Origin of the sequence: Ferrovibrio sp. (genome assembly GCF_029255545.1) — a bacterium.
Taxonomy (GTDB): domain Bacteria; phylum Pseudomonadota; class Alphaproteobacteria; order Ferrovibrionales; family Ferrovibrionaceae; genus Ferrovibrio.
The window spans coordinates 1-2,824 of record NZ_JANLJJ010000066.1 but is presented as its reverse complement, the minus strand read 5'-3'; the positions used below and the strand labels follow the sequence as shown (position 1 = coordinate 2,824).

5 protein-coding genes are annotated in these 2,824 nt (G+C 65.0%); all 5 read left to right on the top strand.

Annotated features, from left to right (window positions below):
- On the top strand, positions 1–324 hold a 324-nt coding region (locus tag Q1J79_RS13095; RefSeq protein WP_300301064.1), incomplete at its 5' end, for a thermonuclease family protein.
- Positions 325–395: 71 nt separating this feature from the next.
- Positions 396–704: a 50S ribosomal protein L21 gene (gene rplU / locus Q1J79_RS13090; RefSeq protein WP_300301061.1), complete on the top strand. Its 309-nt coding sequence runs from the start codon at positions 396–398 to the stop codon at positions 702–704.
- 30 nt (positions 705–734) lie between these two features.
- Positions 735–995 carry a 50S ribosomal protein L27 gene (gene rpmA, locus Q1J79_RS13085; RefSeq protein ID WP_300301059.1) on the top strand — a complete coding sequence of 87 codons (261 nt, stop codon included), beginning with the start codon at positions 735–737 and terminating at the stop codon, positions 993–995.
- 108 nt (positions 996–1,103) lie between these two features.
- Complete coding sequence (obgE, locus tag Q1J79_RS13080) at positions 1,104–2,138, top strand: GTPase ObgE (protein ID WP_300301056.1); 1,035 nt, start codon at positions 1,104–1,106, stop codon at positions 2,136–2,138.
- Positions 2,131–2,824 (top strand): glutamate 5-kinase (gene proB, locus Q1J79_RS13075; RefSeq protein WP_300301054.1); only part of this gene is annotated, 694 nt, incomplete at its 3' end. The genes obgE and proB, both read left to right, overlap by 8 nt.

The following is a 2,824-nucleotide window of genomic DNA, read 5'->3' as shown; positions in this document are numbered from 1 at the left end:
GCCGCCCATCTGCGTGGCCTGGTCGCCCGCCGCAGGGTGGCCTGCGAGGAGAAGGACCGTGACCGTTATGGCCGGGTTGTGGCGATCTGCCGGGCCGGCGGCATCGACCTGAACCGAGCCATGGTGCGGGCCGGGCTGGCCTGGGCCTACAGCCAATATGCCCGGGATTACGAGACGGCCGAGCTGGAGGCGCAGATCATGGGCAACGGCATCTGGGCCGCCAATGTGCAGGCCCAGCCGGCCTGGGATTGGCGGCGGATCAGGAAGCAGGCCACGCGTTCCAAAAGCCGCACGAATCCGGGGTTGACAGGCCTTGGCCGGTAGTTATAGTGCGCCACCTCGAATTCAGGCGGCGCCGGACGGCTGGCGTGGCCGCTTTGTTATGGAATATCAACATGTTCGCAGTGATCAAGACCGGCGGTAAGCAGTATAAGGTGGCAGCGGGCGACGTGCTCGAGGTCGAACTGGTTGCCGGCGAAGCGGGCGACAAGATCCAGCTCGGCCAGGTTCTGGCCGTTGGCAATGGCGGCGACGTCAAGGTCGGCGCGGCCGTGGCCAATGCCAAGGTGACCGCCGAGGTGATCGGCCGCACCCGCGGCAAGAAGATCATCGTGTTCAAGAAGCGCCGTCGGCAGAATTCGCGCCGCAAGAACGGCCACCGCCAGAGCCACACTGCGGTGAAGATCCTCGAGATCGCCGCGTAAGCGCGACCAAAGATTTAAGGAGACAGTTCCATGGCACATAAAAAAGCTGGCGGCTCCTCGCGCAACGGTCGCGATTCCGAGTCCAAGCGTCTTGGCGTGAAGAAGTACGGCAGCCAGGCTGTCGTCGCCGGCAACATCATCATCCGCCAGCGCGGCACCAAGGTGCATGCGGGCAAGAATGTCGGCATGGGCAAGGATCACACCCTGTTCGCCACCGCCAACGGCGTGGTGAAGTTCCATGACGGCAAGCAGGGCCGGTCTTACGTTTCGGTGCTGCCGCCGGAGGCGTGATCACACGCGCCTTTCCCGCAAGCATCACACGGATCAAGGGGAATGGCGCAGGCCATTCCCCTTTTTTATTTGGCCCCTTTTTCCTTTTCCGCTGTCCAGTGAACTCCGATGAAATTCCTCGATCAGGCCAAGGTCTATATTGAAAGCGGGCATGGCGGCGCCGGCGCCGTCAGCTTCCGCCGCGAGAAGTTCATCGAATATGGCGGTCCCGATGGCGGCAACGGCGGCAAGGGCGGCGATGTCTGGGCCGAGTGCGTCGACGGGCTGAACACCCTGATCGACTATCGTTACCAGCAGCATTTCCGCGCCCAGCGCGGCGGCCATGGCATGGGCCGGCAGCGTTCGGGCGCCAACTCGCCCGATGTGATCCTGAAAGTGCCCAAGGGCACGCAGATCCTGGCCGAGGACAACGAGACGCTGCTGGCCGACCTGACCGAGATCGGCCAGCGCGTATTGCTGTGCAAGGGTGGTGATGGCGGCTTCGGCAACGAGCATTACAAATCCTCGACCAACCGCGCGCCGCGCCGCGCCGATCCCGGCTGGCCGGGCGAGGAGAAATGGGTCTGGCTGCGGCTGAAGCTGATCGCCGATGCCGGCCTGGTCGGCCTGCCCAATGCCGGCAAGTCGACCTTCCTGAGCCGCGTGTCGCGCGCCAAACCCAAGATCGCCGATTATCCCTTCACCACGCTGAAGCCGCAGCTGGGCGTGGTGAAGGCCAATGACAAGGAATTCGTGCTGGCCGACCTGCCCGGCCTGATCGAGGGCGCGGCCGAAGGCGCCGGGCTGGGCCATCGTTTCCTCGGCCATGTCGAGCGCTGCGCCGTGATCCTGCATCTGGTCGACGGCACGGCGGAAGACCCGGTCGCCCACTGGAAGCTGATCCGCAAGGAACTGAAAGCCTATGGCGGCGGCCTGGACAAGAAGCCCGAGATCATCGGCCTGAACAAGATCGACGCGCTGTCGCCCGACGAGCTGAAAGAAAAAATGACCAGGCTGAAGCGCTCGGCCAAGCGTCCGGTGCTGGCGTTGTCGGGCGTGTCGGGTGAAGGCATCGATGCGGCGGTGAGCCAGCTTTACGCCGTGATCGCCGAGGCGCGCGAAGCGGAAAAGGCCGCTGTGCAAACCGGATCCGACGATGAGTAACCGGCTGGAGCGCGCCAAACGCGTCGTCGTGAAAGTCGGCTCGTCGCTGCTGGTCGATGCCGAAAAGAACACCCTGCGCGAGGCCTGGCTGAATGCGCTGGTCGACGATATCGCGAAGCTGCGCGAAGATGGCAAGGATGTGCTGGTGGTCTCCTCGGGCGCCATCGCGCTGGGCCGCCGCATCCTGGGGCTGAATGCCAGGGCCTTGCGGCTGGAGGAAAGCCAGGCCGCGGCGGCGGCCGGCCAGATTCGCCTGTCCTCGGCCTGGCAGGAAGCGCTCGCGCGCCACGAGCTGAAGACCGCGCAGATCCTGCTCACCCTGGGCGACACCGAATCGCGGCGGCATTACCTGAATGCGCGCGAGACGGCACATACGCTGCTCAGGCTCGGCGTCGTGCCGGTGGTGAACGAGAACGATACCGTGGCGACGGCGGAAATCCGCTTTGGCGACAATGATCGCCTCGCCGCCCGCGTGGCGCAGATGATCTCGGCCGACTGCCTGATCCTGCTGTCCGATATCGACGGGCTTTACACCGCCGATCCCGGCGTCGATCCGAATGCGAAATTCCTCGCCACCGTGCCGGCGATCACACCCGAGATCGAGGCGATGGCCGGCGTGTCGCGTTCCGGCCTCGGCCGCGGCGGCATGGTGACCAAGATCGTAGCCGCCAAGATCGCCGTCGGCG

Bases quoted from the DNA above. Each gene is read 5' to 3' on its own strand.
- obgE (WP_300301056.1), top strand. From the start codon at position 1,104: ATGAAATTCCTCGATCAGGCCAAGGTCTATATTGAAAGCGGGCATGGC.
- rplU (WP_300301061.1), top strand. From the start codon at position 396: ATGTTCGCAGTGATCAAGACCGGCGGTAAGCAGTATAAGGTGGCAGCG.
- rpmA (WP_300301059.1), top strand. From the start codon at position 735: ATGGCACATAAAAAAGCTGGCGGCTCCTCGCGCAACGGTCGCGATTCC.